At 41.2% G+C, this 14948-nt stretch carries 16 protein-coding genes; 13 read left to right on the forward strand and 3 right to left on the reverse strand.

Features of this window, described 5'->3' with window-relative positions; translation table 11 throughout:
* The first annotated feature begins 39 nt into the window (after positions 1-39).
* The 13 genes from FK178_RS06240 to FK178_RS06300 all read left to right on the forward strand — a co-directional run bounded on the left by FK178_RS06240 (position 40) and on the right by FK178_RS06300 (position 12882).
* Positions 40-549 carry a c-type cytochrome gene (locus FK178_RS06240; protein ID WP_146832279.1) on the forward strand — a complete coding sequence of 170 codons (510 nt, stop codon included), beginning with the start codon at positions 40-42 and terminating at the stop codon, positions 547-549.
* A 71-nt stretch (positions 550-620) separates the two neighbouring features.
* Positions 621-1220 (forward strand): fasciclin domain-containing protein, encoded by a 600-nt coding sequence (locus FK178_RS06245; RefSeq protein WP_146832282.1) that lies wholly within the window; start codon positions 621-623, stop codon positions 1218-1220.
* Between the two features lie 17 nt (positions 1221-1237).
* A complete protein-coding gene (gene nosZ, locus FK178_RS06250; protein WP_146832285.1) occupies positions 1238-3193 on the forward strand; it encodes a Sec-dependent nitrous-oxide reductase in 1956 nt (651 codons plus the stop codon).
* A 91-nt stretch (positions 3194-3284) separates the two neighbouring features.
* On the forward strand, positions 3285-3902 hold the full coding sequence (locus FK178_RS06255) for a hypothetical protein (RefSeq protein WP_146832288.1): 618 nt from the start codon (positions 3285-3287) through the stop codon (positions 3900-3902).
* A gap of 3 nt (positions 3903-3905) precedes the next feature.
* Positions 3906-4343, forward strand: a complete 438-nt coding sequence (locus FK178_RS06260) for a nitrous oxide reductase accessory protein NosL (protein WP_146832291.1) — start codon at positions 3906-3908, stop codon at positions 4341-4343.
* Positions 4340-5575: a nitrous oxide reductase family maturation protein NosD gene (locus FK178_RS06265; protein WP_146832294.1), complete on the forward strand. Its 1236-nt coding sequence runs from the start codon at positions 4340-4342 to the stop codon at positions 5573-5575. Before FK178_RS06260 ends, FK178_RS06265 begins: the two co-directional genes overlap by 4 nt.
* Positions 5569-6276 (forward strand): ABC transporter ATP-binding protein, encoded by a 708-nt coding sequence (locus tag FK178_RS06270; protein ID WP_146832297.1) that lies wholly within the window; start codon positions 5569-5571, stop codon positions 6274-6276. The genes FK178_RS06265 and FK178_RS06270 overlap by 7 nt, the downstream gene beginning before the upstream one ends.
* On the forward strand, positions 6269-7051 hold the full coding sequence (locus FK178_RS06275) for an ABC transporter permease (RefSeq protein WP_146832300.1): 783 nt from the start codon (positions 6269-6271) through the stop codon (positions 7049-7051). Before FK178_RS06270 ends, FK178_RS06275 begins: the two co-directional genes overlap by 8 nt.
* 18 nt (positions 7052-7069) lie before the next feature.
* Positions 7070-8002 (forward strand): quinolinate synthase NadA, encoded by a 933-nt coding sequence (gene nadA / locus FK178_RS06280; protein WP_146832303.1) that lies wholly within the window; start codon positions 7070-7072, stop codon positions 8000-8002.
* Positions 8003-8015: 13 nt separating this feature from the next.
* Positions 8016-9530: an L-aspartate oxidase gene (nadB, locus tag FK178_RS06285; protein WP_146832305.1), complete on the forward strand. Its 1515-nt coding sequence runs from the start codon at positions 8016-8018 to the stop codon at positions 9528-9530.
* 178 nt (positions 9531-9708) lie between these two features.
* Entirely contained in the window at positions 9709-10527 is an 819-nt protein-coding gene (locus tag FK178_RS06290) for a universal stress protein (RefSeq protein WP_146832308.1), read from the forward strand.
* Positions 10527-12236 carry a cation:proton antiporter gene (locus tag FK178_RS06295; protein WP_146832311.1) on the forward strand — a complete coding sequence of 570 codons (1710 nt, stop codon included), beginning with the start codon at positions 10527-10529 and terminating at the stop codon, positions 12234-12236. Before FK178_RS06290 ends, FK178_RS06295 begins: the two co-directional genes overlap by 1 nt.
* 28 nt (positions 12237-12264) lie before the next feature.
* The gene (locus FK178_RS06300) at positions 12265-12882 is read left to right on the forward strand and encodes an SOS response-associated peptidase (protein WP_146832314.1); all 618 of its coding nucleotides are present in this window, start codon (positions 12265-12267) and stop codon (positions 12880-12882) included.
* A gap of 28 nt (positions 12883-12910) precedes the next feature.
* Here the strand turns inward: FK178_RS06300 and FK178_RS06305 are convergent, their stop codons facing one another.
* The 3 genes from FK178_RS06305 to FK178_RS06315 form a co-directional block, all read right to left on the reverse strand.
* Positions 12911-13264 (reverse strand): cupin domain-containing protein, encoded by a 354-nt coding sequence (locus FK178_RS06305; RefSeq protein WP_146832317.1) that lies wholly within the window; start codon positions 13262-13264, stop codon positions 12911-12913.
* A gap of 48 nt (positions 13265-13312) precedes the next feature.
* Positions 13313-13933, reverse strand: a complete 621-nt coding sequence (locus FK178_RS06310; protein WP_146832319.1) for an alpha/beta hydrolase — start codon at positions 13931-13933, stop codon at positions 13313-13315.
* Between the two features lie 75 nt (positions 13934-14008).
* Positions 14009-14947: a ring-cleaving dioxygenase gene (locus FK178_RS06315; protein WP_146832322.1), complete on the reverse strand. Its 939-nt coding sequence runs from the start codon at positions 14945-14947 to the stop codon at positions 14009-14011.
* Position 14948 lies beyond the last annotated feature (1 nt).

The raw sequence follows: 14948 nt of genomic DNA on the forward strand, positions 1-14948 counted from the left end.
GCTTATATAATTTTACCCTAAATATTTAAACCCAATAATATGAGAAAATTATCAAAATTGATCCTGACCTTAATTACAATAACAGCTTTCACCGCCTGTGGTGATTCAGAGAAAAAAGAAAAGGATGATGTAAAAATTGGAGATTACAGCCAGGAAGCTCCTAAAAAAGAAGCAGCTGCAACCAGTTCAAAAGATATGGTAGACATGTCAAACAAAGGGATTGGCCCGGTAAAATCTGTAACCCTGAATGCAGAAATTGACAAAGCCCTGGCCGTGAAAGGAGAAACAGTATTTAAAAATATGTGTACTGCCTGTCATAAAACTGATAAAAAGTTTATTGGTCCTGCCATAGTAGGTATTACAGAAAGGCGTTCTCCCGAGTGGATCATGAATATGATCCTGAATCCGGAAGAAATGATCGCCAATGATCCTATTGCAAAACAATTGTTGCTGGAATCCAATATGGCGGTTATGGCAAATCAAAACCTCACCGAGGAGGAAGCCAGATCTATCCTTGAATATTTCAGAACTCTTGACGAAGAGATTTAAATATGATTATCATCATATTTTAACAAAAATTATCAAGGTAATTTTACAGCTTCTAACCAAAAATCTCTAATATGAAAACAAAACCTTTATTATTTGCTTTTCTAATGTTCACGGGCACCTTGATATTTGTAGGTTGTAAGGAAAAATCTTTAGATGATGCTCCCGCAACTACATCTTCTCAAACCGAGACCACGGAAACCTCATCCAATCGCGGACAGGCCTTTATTGAAGATGAAAATTCTGAAGCCAACGCGTTACGCACTGCGATAAATTCGCCAGACCATTCTACCCTTGTAGCTGCGGTTCAGGCCGCAGGAGTTGAAAACGCCCTGGTAAATGTAGGACCTCTTTCAGTTTTTGCACCAACCAATGCGGCATTTGAAAAATTACCTGCAGGTACTGTTGATGACCTTCTCAAACCCGAGAACAAGGAAAAACTTGCCTATATCCTGAAAAATCATGTGGCTCCAAGCAATTATCCCATTGAAACCTTAATGAAAAATGTAGACAAAGGTCGTGCGCTTTATATGGCCTCAGGAGAATCTGTTCCTGTTACCAGGGAAGGTGATGATATCTATGTAGGTGGTACCAAAATAGTTGGTTCCATAAAAGTAAGCAATGGATGGGTTCATGTTGTAGAAGACATCATATTACCAAAAAACACTAATTAATTTACACACTCACTCTAATGAAAAAAATCAATTCTATTTTATCCTTATTGATCCTCTCTGTCCTTATGATAGGTTGTGGTGGAGATGATGACAGGAAAAAATCTGGCGCCATGGCTACCAATGCAGCCGAGCGCGTTTATGTAGCCCCGGGAGAACACGATGAATTCTACGGATTCTTCTCCGGGGGTTTCAGCGGTCAAATGTCGGTTTACGGGTTACCCTCCGGACGTCTTTTAAAAGTAATCCCTGTATTTTCACAGGACGCAGAAAAAGGATATGGGTACAATGAGGGTACAAAGGCAATGCTTAATACTTCCTATGGATTCATTCCCTGGGGAGATCTTCACCACGTTGATATCTCCCAAACAAATGGAGAACTTGACGGCCGGTGGGTGTTCACCCACGAGAATAACACCCCGCGTGTTGCCCGTATAGACCTGAATACTTTTGAAACCGGTGAGATCCTGGAAATTCCCAACAGCGCCGGTAACCACAGTTTTGCTATTACAGAGAATACAGAGTACCTTATTGCAGGAACACGTTTTGCAATTCCTTCTCCTCAAAGAGATATGTCTATTGAAGAGATGAAAGGGAATTTTAAAGGCCCTCTTACTTTCGTAAAAGTAGACCAGGAAACAGGTGGAATGGAACTCGCTTTCCAGGTAATCATGCCGGGTTTCAATTTTGACCTTGCGCATCCCGGAAGAAATGCTTCCCACGGGTGGATGTTTGCCACTACTTACAACTCTGAAGAAGCTAACACCCTTCTTGAGGTAAATGCTTCCCAAAATGATAAGGATTTTATTGTTGCCCTTAACTGGAAAAAAATAGAAGAATACATTAATAATGGTGGCGGTACAATGATGGATGCAGAATATGCCCACAACGTGTATGACCATAATTCCAGTACTGCAACCTCAACTATGAAAAAAGGTGTAAAAACTGTAGATCCAAAGGATATTCCCGGAGCTGTATTTTTCATGCCTATTCCAAAATCTCCGCACGGTTGTGATGTAGATCCTACCGGAGAATATATAGTTGGTAGCGGTAAACTTGCTGCAGAGTTAACAGTATTCTCCTTCTCAAAAATGATCAAAGCTATTGAGGATAAGAATTATGACGGGGATGCCTATGGAATCCCTATCCTTAAATATGAAGATATTCTTGGAGGTATCGTTAAGCAACCCGGGCTGGGGCCACTTCATACTGAATTTGACGGAAAAGGAAATGCTTATACCACGTTCTTTATCTCTTCTGAAGTTGTAAAATGGAGTCTTACAGATTATCAGGTTATAGACAGGAAACCTACTTATTACTCTGTGGGTCACCTTATGATCCCTGGTGGAAACTCAAGAAAGCCTTTCGGAAAATACCTTGTTGCAATGAACAAAATTACCAAGGACAGGTATTTGCCAACTGGCCCGGAAATGAACCACTCGGCTCAATTATATGATATTACAGGCGATAAAATGGAGTTGCTTCTGGATTTCCCTACCATTGGAGAGCCACATTATGCCGCCGGAATTCCAGCCGATCTTGTTAAGCAGAATTCCAAAAAGATCTATCGGCTGGATGAGAACACTCACGAACATTCAGTGAGAAATGAATCTGAAACCCGTGTAGAAAGAAAAGGGAATGAAGTTCATGTGTATATGACAATGGTTAGAAGTCATTTCTCTCCAGATAATATTGAAGGTATCAAAGTGGGAGATAAAGTATATTTCCACGTGACCAACCTGGAACAGGATTTTGATGTACCACACGGATTTGCAATGATAGGAGCTAATACTGCCGAGCTGCTTATTATGCCGGGTGCTACCAAAACAATGCTTTGGGAACCAAAACGCGTTGGAGTATACCCACTATACTGTACAGATTTTTGTTCAGCGTTACACCAGGAAATGCAAGGTTACGTAAGAGTTTCTGCAGCAGGTGCCAATACGCCACTTAAGTGGTCACTTGATGGTGACTAGAAACAGTTTTAATTAGTTGAAAAATTTTTACTGGTAAGGCGGGTAAATAAAAGTATTTGCCCGCTTTTTTATAAAATAACATATTCAAAAAATGAAACTATCAGGAACTTTAATGATATTGGGATCAGCGCTGCTGCTGGGATTATTCTACTTTCCCTTGTGGAACATTACTTTGGGTGCACCACAATATCCAGAACCCTTAGGAATGGATATCTATATTTCCGGGATCCAGGGAGAAGAGGAATTTGATATTCAAAATATAGATGGTGTAAACCATTATATAGGAATGAAAAAAATACCAAAACCGGAGGAAATGTGGGAATTCAACATTTTTCCCGTTGTTATTGGAGGAATGGCCGGCCTTGGAATACTTTTAGGTTTCTTAGGGCTATTTAAATTTATTAGTCCCAACTGGTTTTTGGGCTGGTTTGTTTTAATGATGATCCTTGGCGTACTGGGAATGTATGATTTCAATTCCTGGCTTATAGATTATGGGACAGACCTTGATCCAAAAGCAATTATCAAACTTACAGATGATGCCGGGAACCCCATAAGTTATAAACCGCCACTTTTTGGAACCCAACAGATCCTGAACTTTACGGCTCATTCCTACCCAAGATTGGGAGCCTGGTTAATGTTTGCCGGAATGTTCTTAACTTTAATAGCCTGGTGGGTTGGAAGAAGATCCCACAAAACTCAAAATATTTAAAAAATGAAAAATTACCTTTATTTGTTTATCACGTTGTTTTTGATTTCCTGCAGTAATGAGCCGGAACCTATTGTATATGGAAGTGATAGCTGTTCTTATTGCAAAATGACAATTGTTAGTAAAGCACATTCAGCTCAACTTGTCACCAAAAAAGGCAAACAAATAAAATATGATGCCATTGAATGTTTGGTAAAAGATAACATTCAAAATTATGATGAGAAAGAAGTTGCCCTAATACTGGTAGCCAATTATAAGGAACCTGGTACAATGTTACCTGCGAAGGAAGCCGCGTATGTAATAGATGAGCAAATAACCAGTCCTATGGGAGCCAATCTGGCCGCTGTAAAGAAAGGCAATGAGATAGAAGGCATCTCTGCTTCTTACACCTGGAATGAACTAAAAAACCATTTCCTCAAGGAGGATTCCCAACGCCAGAGATGAGATATTTTCTAAGTATTATTTTTTTATTAAACCTCCTTCCCACTTTTGCAGGGGAAATAAAGGTATGCTCCTCCTGTGAAGTTAAAACGGTTAAGGAAGCTATTGAATTGGCAGAAAGCGGAGATACCATTCTTATTGAAAAAGGGGTTTATAAGGAATTTGACCTCAACATTATCAATAAGAGCCTTCACCTTAAAGGTGTAAATTATCCGGTAATCGATGCAGGTATGAATGGTACCGCGTTTGGGATAAAAGCAGATGGCGTAACTATCGAAGGCCTTAAAATCATTAACGTGGGCAGAAGTTATACCAAGGATTTTGCCGCTATCCTTTTACATGGAAGTAAAAATTTTGTGCTGAAAAACAATATCCTGGAAAATGTATTTTTCGGGTTTTTAATAGAGAAATCCCACAAGGGTATTATCACCGGCAATCGTATAAAAAGTGAAGGCGGAGAGGAATCAAATTCCGGTAACGGCATACATCTATGGAGCTCAACTGAAGTTATCGTAAAAAACAACCAGGTCGAGGGAATGCGGGACGGCATCTATATTGAATTTGGCAAAAAATGTGAGATCCTGAATAATGTTTGTGAAAAGAACATTCGCTATGGCCTGCACTTCATGTTCTCAGACGGGAACAGCTATATAGGGAACACGTTTGAGGAAAATGGCGCCGGGGTTGCAGTGATGTTCTCCAAATTCATAGAGATGAAAAAGAACATTTTCAGGAAAAGCTGGGGATCTGCCTCCTACGGGTTATTGCTTAAAGAGATCTCTGATGCTACACTGGAAAACAACATTTTTGAGGATAATACCATAGCCGTAAATGCCGATGGTACTACCCGTGTTAAGTTTATCGAAAATGACTTTAAAAATAATGGTTATGCCATTAAAGTTCACGGCGGGGCTTATACCACCAGTTTTTCAAGAAATAATTTTCTCTATAACTCCTTTGATGTTGCTTATTCGGGCAGGTTAAATGATAATTCCTTTAACGGCAACTACTGGAGCGATTATACCGGTTACGACCTTAATAATGATAAAGTTGGCGATGTGCCATTTCGCCCGGTAAAACTTTTTTCTTACCTGGTAAATAAAACTCCCGAAGCCATTGTGCTTTTAAGGAGCATTTTTATAGACCTGGTAGATTTCTCAGAAAAAGTTTCCCCCATTTTCACCCCTGCCGGGTTAATTGACCATGAACCCCAAATGAACAGAATAAAATGGTAAGTATTAAAAACCTTCATAAAAAATTTGGTTCCCTGGTAGTGCTTAACGGCCTTGACCTTGAAATAGAACAAAAAGGGATCATAGCTATCCTGGGACCAAACGGCTCCGGAAAAACCACCCTCATAAAAAGTTTGCTGGGTATGGTAGTTCCGGCCAAAGGCGATATAGAAATTGGAGGAGAAAAAGTGAGAAACCACTGGAACTACAGAAAGAATATTGATTATTTACCTCAAATAGCTCATTTTCCGGGCAATCTTAAGGTAAATGAACTTATAAGAATGATCAAGGACCTTAGGGGCAAAGATGCCCGGGATAAAGAACTTATAGAGTTCTTTAAACTGGAACCTTTTCTCGATAAAAAATTAAACAATCTTTCCGGAGGGTCAAAACAAAAGGTAAACCTTGTTTTGTGTTTTATGTTTGACAGCCCGCTTATTATTCTGGATGAGCCCACCTCAGGGCTTGATCCTGTATCGCTGTTGCGCCTGCGGGACCTTATTCAACAGGAAAAAGCTAAGGGAAAGACCATACTTATCACTTCCCATATCATGAGTTTTGTAGAAGAAGTGGCAGACAGGATCGTATTCCTGCTGGAAGGAAAGATCTATTTCAATGGAACTGTTACAGAACTTAAATCCTCTACAGGCCAACCCGATTTTGAACATGCTATTGCCAATATCTTAACTAAAAATAATGCTTAAAATTTTAAAATACAGTTTCTTTGACCTTTCCCGTAGCCTATGGAGCTACGTTTATTTCCTCTTTTATCTGTTTTTGGGCATTGTGCTGTTATTTCTTAACAATGACCTTTCCAATGCGGTAATTACCCTTATGAATGTTATCATAATCCTGGTACCATTAATAGGGACAATTTTTGGGGTAATGTATTACTATGATTCCCGGGAATTTACAGAGCTTCTGCTGGCGCAGCCCATAAAACGCCGTACTATTTTTATAGGCCAGTACCTGGGGGTTGCAATTTCGCTGGCGCTAAGCCTCATCCTTGGGTTGGGTATTCCATTTGCGGCTTACGGCTTATTTGAGTCGGCCATAATCTGGAATTTCTTTTCGCTGTTGGTATCGGGGGTGTTCCTCACCTTCATTTTCACGGCGCTGGCTTTTAATATTGCCTTGTCCAATGAGAATAAGATCAAGGGATTTGGCCTGGCCATTTTGCTCTGGTTGTTCCTGGCGGTGGTGTATGACGGGATATTTTTACTTATCCTGGTGTATTTCCAGGATTATCCCCTGGATAAATTTGCACTTATCGCGAGCGTATTAAATCCAATAGACCTTTCCCGTATCCTGGTGTTATTAAAGTTGGATATTTCAGCCTTGTTAGGTTATACCGGGGCGGTGTTCAAGCAATTCTTCGGCACCTCGCAGGGATTGATAATTTCATTTGGAGTACTTGCCCTGTGGGTGGTGCTACCGGTTTACAGGATCATAAGAATTTCAGCAAAAAAAGATTTTTAAATATTTTTTATATCAAAAATGAGATCGCAACTTGACACCATTGAAAAGATAAACGCACTGCGTAAAAGTAAGAATGCGGTTATTCTTGCACATTATTACCAGGAAGAGGCCATTCAGGATATTGCAGATTTTGTGGGCGACAGCCTGGAACTTGCGAAAAAAGCAGCTGAGACATCGGCAGATATCATAGTTTTTGCCGGAGTATATTTTATGGCTGAAACTGCAAAAATTTTAAATTCTGATAAAAAAGTCCTGGTGCCAGATCTTAACGCGGGTTGTTCCCTGGCAGATGGTTGTCCGGCAACAGATTTTGCAGCATTTCTAAAAAATTACCCACAGCACAAAGTAGTCACCTACATTAATACAAGCGCTGAAGTGAAAGCGCTTAGCGATTACGTGTGTACTTCTTCCAATGCAGAAAAAGTGATCAACGCAATCCCCAAAGAACAACCCATTATATTTGCGCCAGACAAAAACCTGGGGGCTTACCTGAACAAGGTTACGGGCAGGAATATGCTCTTGTGGGATGGTTCCTGTATCGTGCACGAGGCCTTTTCAATAGATAAGCTTATTGAGCTACACCTTGAATATCCAACCGCGAAGATCGTGGCCCATCCAGAATCTGAAGATCCTATTCTACGGGTGGCACATTGCATTGGGTCTACGTCCCAAATGCTTCAATATATCAGGAACAGTGAAGATGAAACCTTTATAGTGGCTACAGAGGCCGGGATCCTGCATCAGCTAAAAAAGCAACTGCCGTACAAAACCCTCATCCCCGCCCCCGCCCGTGAGGATAATTCCTGTGCCTGCAGCGAATGTGCCTTTATGAAGATGAATACACTGGAGAAGCTGTATCGCTGCCTTCGGGATGAAACCCCGGAGGTTACTATAGATGAAATATTACGCTTAAAGGCTATTAAACCTATAGAACAAATGCTGGCCTTATAAATCTTGTAAAAAGATGAATCATACAGATGTACTTGTTCTTGGATCCGGAATTGCGGGTTTATCTTTTGCGCTTAAAGTAGCCCAAAAAGGTCCGGACTTCAATATTTGTATTCTTACCAAGGCAGATAAGAATGAAACCAATACCAAATATGCCCAGGGTGGTATAGCCGCGGTCATGAATACCCTCACCGATACTTTTGATGCCCATATAAATGACACCCTGGAATCTGGAAAAGGGTATTGTGATTCAGGAGTAGTTGAAATGGTGGTGAACAAAGCCCCGAAAAGGCTTGTGGAAATGATAGAATGGGGCGCTTCCTTTGACAAGAAACCCTCGGGGGAATGGGATCTGGGGCTTGAAGGCGGGCATTCCCAATCCCGCATCCTGCACCATAAGGATAAAACAGGTTATGAAATAGAAAGGGCCCTGCTTGAAAAATTAAAGTCCTTCAGGAACATTTATTTTTTTACCCATCATTTTGCCATAGACCTTCTGGTGAAAGAGCATACCTGTGTAGGAGTAAAATATTACAATAAAAGATCACGTAAAATAGAGAACCTTTTCGCCCAACTTACCTATCTGGCAACCGGGGGAAGCGGGCAAATATTTGAAACAACCACCAACCCGGTTATCGCTACCGGAGATGGGGTGGCCATGGCACACCGTGCAGATGCTGCAATAAAGGATTTACATTTCATCCAGTTTCATCCCACCGCCCTGTTCTTGAAAAAGGAAAATCCTGCATTTCTTATTTCTGAAGCGGTGCGCGGGGCCGGTGCAAAATTGGTGAATAAGGCCGGTGAAAGGTTTGTTTTTAATTATCATCCTTCAGGAGAACTTGCAACCCGCGATGTAGTATCGCATGCAATTTTTTCAGAATTGCAAAAGACGGGGGAGGCTTGTGTTTATTTGGATTGCACCCATCTGGATGAGAAAGCCTTCACCGCGCATTTTCCAACTATAACTGAAAGATGCCGGAAGGCGGGAATAGATGTTTTCAGGGACCTTATTACCGTAACCCCTGCCGCACATTACCAATGTGGTGGCATTGCCGTAAACAAAAATGGACGCACCGGTTTAAAGAATCTTTATGCCAATGGAGAATGTGCCAACACAGGGCTGCATGGAGCCAACAGGCTCGCCTCCAATTCTCTTTTGGAAGCCTTGGTGTTTGCCCATGAGGCAGCAACAGAGGTAATTGAAAAAAAAGATATGGGCAATCCCAACCTTTCTTTAGACTTTCCTTCTGAAGCTGCGGTTATACCTTTAACCCTTCCGCAGGACCTTGCTGTATATAAAACATTAAGAGAGCAGTTACAGGCGGTTATGCAAATATATTACCTGGGAAAACACAGTGGCAATCCCGGGCAAAACGATTTGAAAAATAAGGTCATTGCACTTGCTGGGGAGATCGAAAATCTTTTTAACACCAGTGCCTTTCATATATCCCTTTGTGAATTGCGCAACCTTGTGGATTTAGCGCTATTAATTGTGAATGAAAAAAAAGCTGATATAACCTTAAAATAAAGGCAGGTTCTGTATTCTTAACTTCTATCCCTGAATTTTTAAACCCGCATATTATTTTCAATTTTACCACTATAAGTTCTGCCTGTTCTGCATCGTTAATCGGCTAATTTTCTGTATTTTAGAAGAAGATCTTCCCCACAAGCTCTTATTGAATTATTCCTTCTAAACCTTCTGCTGTATGAAAAAAAGAGTGATCGCTTTAATAGATTTTTCCTCCTATTCTGAAAATTTGATGAGACTTGCAGATTCCCTGGCAGAGACTATGGAGGCGGGTATACTGTTGATTCACCAGGTGCCGGGTATTGTCCCTGCACTGGCAGATAATAACAGCCGCAGGGAGATCATAGAAGTAGAAAAATCTGATGCCCTGGAACAATTAAAATCTGTTTCCAAAACAATTATACCTGCAAAACACAGCGTTAATTTCCTGGTAACCGAAAGGCCATTAGGTGTCCTGCTTCCCGAAATAGGTTCCGGGGATTCAGATGATCTTATTCTTGTGGGATTAAAAGGCACCGGCATCCTGAAAAAAATTTTTATGGGTAGTACCGCATCAAAGATCATTGATGATATTGATATTACCACCATTGCCGTGCCTGTAAAAATGGAGGGTTTTAAGATCAAAAAACTTGTAATTGCCGTTAACCCAAAATTCCCCCTGAACATTCCGGCCCTTACCCACCTTCTACATACATTTAAAAGCAGCATTAAGCAGGTTGAATTTATTTCTATAATTACTCCCGATGATAATGAAATAACATCGCTTACCTACCTTAAAGAACTTACAGAACATTATAGGGATGACGCACCATGTAGTTTCAGGATGTTTGCAGGGGAAGATGTTTTTAAGGAAATTAAAACGTTTATGGACAAAGAGGAAAAACCATTCCTGGTGGTCCAAAAAGGTTCAAGGACTATCAATGATCAGGTTTTCAGGAAATTTTTGATCAATGACCTGGTGTACCATGGAAATATCCCTATGATAATCCTCCCCTGATGGATTGGCTGTCCTCCATATCTGAAAATCCATTTTTTGAGATCGCCCTCATCCTGTTCTTTGCTGCAGTGCTGGGAGCTATTGGTCAACTTTTAAAACAACCCCTCATTGTAATGTTCATTGCCCTGGGAATTTTGGTGGGGCCCTCTTTTTTAAATATTGTTCGTTCTACAGAATACATCCACTTACTGGCTGAAATTGGAATAGCCATCCTGCTATTTATAGTTGGTTTAAAACTGGATCTTCGTGTGATTGGTGCCGTAGGAAAAATTGCATTGCTCACAGGCCTGGGACAAATATTCTTCACCTCCCTCATTGGCTATTTCCTGGGAATTGGACTTGGTTTTTCAAGTATGCATAGCTTTTATATTGCAGTTGCCCTCACATTTTCCAGTACCATCATAATAATTAAACTCCTGAGCGATAAAAAGGAGATCGATTCCCTGCATGGCCAGATAGCCATTGGTTTTTTAATTGTACAGGATATTGCGGTGATCCTGGTTATGATAATTCTCTCAGCCATAGGCCAACCGGGAGATATTCCTTTGGGTTATGAGATACTTAAAACCCTGCTCTCAGGGAGTTTGCTTTTCGCGATCGCACTTATTGCAATGAGGTGGATCATTCCCGGCTTAAGTTTTTTCCTTGCCCGCTCCCAGGAGATGTTGATCCTTTTTGCAATTGCCTGGGCCGTCACCCTTGCCGCAATAGGAGAACTTATGGGATTTAGCGGGGAGGTTGGCGCATTCCTTGCGGGGGTAAGCCTGGCATCATCAGATTTTAAAGAGTTAATAAGCAGCAGGCTTATAAGCCTGCGGGATTTTATGCTTATTTTCTTTTTTGTTAACCTGGGAGCAAACCTGGACCTTTCAATAATAGGCAGCCAGGTACCCTCTGCCCTTATATTTTCAACTTTTGTATTAATTGGTAATCCTGTAATAGTACTTATTATAATGGGCTTTATGGGCTATAGAAAAAGAACCTCATTTCTGGCCGGGCTTACCGTGGCACAAATAAGTGAATTTTCACTCATTTTTGCGGGACTGGGTTTTAGTATTGGTCATATTACAGGGGAAACTGTCGCATTAATAACGCTTGTGGGATTAATAACTATTGGACTTTCAACCTATCTCATACTTTACTCCCACCAGATATATGAAGTGATCTCCCCTGCCCTGGAAATATTTGAAAGGGAAAATCCCTACCGTGAAGCCCAACTGGATCCTAAGAATAACGACTACTATGATCTTATTATATTAGGATTGGGCCGGTTTGGCGGCAAGATCGCCCGGCTTTTGGATAAAGAACACCCCGAAGTAAAATTTCTGGGAGTAGATTTTGATCCTATGGTGGTGCGTAACTGGCAACTCCAAAACCATAACGTGGTATACGGGGATATTGAAGATCCGGACCTGTTGGAGAGGATCCCCTTCAAAAATGCAGGATGTATTTTAAGTACGGTATCAGACAGGGAACATTCCCTACAGCTAATAAGGAACTTAAGAAGAAATGATTATACGGGGAAGGTCTACCTTACGGCCATACATGACAGCGATTATCAATTTTTAAATAACTTTGGGGTAAATGAGGTCTTACTGCCGCATCAAATGGCGGCGAAGAATTTTTATAATTCTTTTTTGGAGGATTTGATAAAAGATCCTTTTCCCCGGGAACAAAAGGGATTTGAAAATAAACCGGAAGAAGTTTAAGCCGGGAAGATCATTATAAAAGATAAATATGTGCTACCGTACTCAAATGAACAAGACCATAAGCGAAATTGAAAAGGCTTTTAATGCGAAGTTTACTGAACCGGAATCTTATGTGCCCCTGGATGAGATCAATGGGTTCACCTTTATAAAAACCCCGGTGATCACAGATGAAAGCCGTGGAGAAATCGACTTGTACCACTGGGGCCTCATTCCTTTTTGGGCAAAAGAGGATTCCATTAAAAAGAATACCCTGAACGCCCGGATAGAAACGGTTACAGATAAACCCGCCTTTCGCAACTCAGTAGAAAATCGCTGCCTGGTTTTGGCAAATGGGTATTATGAATGGCAGTGGCTGGATGAAAAAGGAAAGCAAAAACAAAAGTTCTTTATAACCCCCAGGGACCAGGAAATATTTGCCTTTGCAGGGATCTATTCGTCCTGGAAAAACCCTGACACCGGAGAATTGATTAATTCCTACAGTATTATTACTACTGAAGCCAATGAGCTAATGAGCGAGATACATAATAATAAAAAACGAATGCCCGTTGTGCTCAGGCAGGAAGACAGGAATCACTGGCTTTCGGGAAAAGATGTGACAAATTTTGCCTTTCCATATGAGGTGGCACTGCAGGCAAAAGCGGTATAAAAAATTTCTGCGGAAGGATATTGGATCTTTAATCCAGCGGAATAAAGATGGACCTTCGCTTAATATTCTCAAGGTTTCGGGTTTTATGGCCTTTCCCGTGGGTATCTTCCATAAGTAAAATTTCTCCCCCTCCAAAAGACCGTTTTTCACCCCGCGATGTTTCTATTTCAATTTCTCCATCCAGCAGAATGATGTACTGCCGCTGTGGTGCATTATGAAAATCAAAATCATAGGTTGGCAGTACCTCCCTGAAGATAAGCCCACGGGCAGGAATAAGGTCAGACAGAAAACCTATCTCTCCCGCTTCTTTTAAAGTGATCTCAATATCCTCAAAACGGCTGTCGTCCTTATCATCTGTATAAACCCGCGTAAGCTTGAACATAGACTTTTATTTTAATTAAATTTCCTTACAGGAAGTAATGGAATTATATTATTTACCGAAAACCAACTCATTTGCGGAATCAATTTCATCCTGTGAAATTGTATGCGGCCTGTTATCATAGATCTTTACGCTCACCCGGGCATTCATCTTATCCATTACTTCCCGGGTTTCCCTTATTCGTTCTACGGGAACATGGGCATCGGGATTTCCCGATCCTATAAAAACAGGGGTACCACCGAAATCTCCTTTATAGTTTCCCTCATAAATCATATCGCCAATTAATCCTCCTGTGAAAAGAGCTACTCCTCCAAACCGGGCGGCATTTCTGGTTACAAATTCGGCAACCAGGCAGGCTCCCTGCGAAAATCCTCCAAAATATATATTTTCTTCAGCAATGCCTTTACTTTTTACTTCCTCCAGCAGCTGACCCATAATTTCAAGTGCCGAGCTAAGCCAGGGTTCATTTTGTGCCGGGGGTGCAAGGAAGGAATATGGGTACCAGGTATTATTGGTGGCCTGCGGCGCAAAAAGAGCGAACTCTTGAGTGTTTAAATTATTGGCCAGAGACAGAATGTCCCGTGCATTGCCCCCGCGTCCATGTACAAGAATAAGCGCCTTGCTGGCCTGTGATATTTCTTTTCCGCCGTTGATTATATTTTTGGTATGCATAATTTCAGGTTTTAAATAAGAAAAAGTTCAGAGTAAAAGTTTGGAACTTTCAGCAAAGAACTTTTCTATTATAAATTAATGTTTTAGCTCCGGTAAAGCTTTTTCAATTTGCTCCCGTGCACCCTCATACCTTGAAGGCAGTACCAGGCTGCCGCCCAGTTCATCTACGGTTTCATCTATCGCAAATCCCGGATTATCTGTCGCGATCTCAAACAAAACCCCGCCCGGTTCCCGGAAGTAGAGCGAATAGAAGTAATTGCGGTCTATTTTTTCTGTGATCTGCAATCCGGCCTGGAGTACTTTCTCTCTCATTGCCATGAGATCCTCTTCATTTTTTACTCTGAAGGCCACGTGGTGATTTGTTCCCGCAGCATTGATACCGCGTGGGAGGTCCGGTAATTCCTGTAGATCTACAATAGCCGCATTTTCAACACTTTCAGTTTTATAACGGGTTATGTTTCCCTGGGTATCGAGTTTTTTATAACCAAAAACATCAGTTAAAATTGCAGCGGTAGCAGCATTGTTATTCAGGCTCAGGGCAACGGAATGAAAACCTTTTATAGCCACATTCTGCTGCACCTCAAAATGATTATAAGCCTTTCTTTCATCATTATGTTGGGTTTCAATAAGGCTTAATTTCAGCCCATCCGGATCCTGGAAAGGAAGCTTTCTTTCTCCAAACTGTTCTGTGATCTGGAAGTGCCTTACATTCCTTTCTTCAAACCGGTCTTTCCAGAATTCCAGGCTGCCTTGGGGAACAGAATATCCAATTTCGGTGGCCATCCCGGCGCCGTCTTTACCCTGCCGTACATTGGCCCAGGGAAAAAATGTGAGAATGCTTCCCGGGCTTCCCACCTCATCTCCAAAATAAAAGTGATATGTGTGAGGGTCGTCAAAATTTACAGTTTTCTTCACCATTCTTAAACCAAGCGTTTTGGTGTAAAAATCATAATTTCTCTGGGCGTCTCCTGCAATAGCTGTAATATGGTGCAGGCCTAATATTAAATTTTTCATA

Source organism: Antarcticibacterium arcticum (assembly GCF_007993795.1).
Classification (GTDB): Bacteria; Bacteroidota; Bacteroidia; order Flavobacteriales; family Flavobacteriaceae; genus Gillisia; species Gillisia arctica.